This is a genomic window from Arthrobacter echini, assembly GCF_008107445.1.
GTDB classification, from domain to species: Bacteria; Actinomycetota; Actinomycetes; order Actinomycetales; family Micrococcaceae; genus Arthrobacter_D; species Arthrobacter_D echini_A.
The window spans coordinates 1-484 of record NZ_VSLD01000037.1; the positions used below are offsets into that span (position 1 = coordinate 1).

1 pseudogene is annotated in these 484 nt (G+C 60.1%); it reads right to left on the minus strand.

What is annotated here, in order from left to right:
• A pseudogene (locus tag FQ377_RS14705) lies at positions 1 to 361 on the minus strand (IS1380 family transposase); the annotation flags it as partial.
• Between the last annotated feature and the right edge of the window lie 123 nt (positions 362 to 484).

Here is a 484-nt window from a genome sequence, read left to right on the forward strand (position 1 = left end):
CTAAGAAGCGGGACGCGACGGCGTCGAGTTGGCGGACATGCCCGAAAGTGAAGGCTCGCAGGAACGACCCCAAGGTGGAGGGGGCGTAGCAGGAGGAGAAGAGCCGCTTCATCCCGCCGTGGCGCAACACTGCCATGTCATCAATCGAGTCCGCCCCGGCGGCCATTCCGGCAACCAGGGCTGCGATCTTCAACCCGGCGTTGGCACCCTTGTCAGTCGGTACGCTCAACCAGGAATCGGCCAGTTCACGCAGGCCAGCGGTGCGGGCAAGATCCATGATCGGGGCCAGCCCCGCGGAAGCGATCAGGTTGGGCTCATCGAACGAGACTGACATGGCTCTTGGACTGTGGGAAACTTGCATCTGCGAGATGCCCTCTCACCGAGTTGAATTTGAACCTTAGACAGTCCTATTCTTCCCGGTCAGGCGGGCATTTCGTCTTTAATGACGTGCTATCTCGCCGATACTCATCGGTGGATCAAGGCT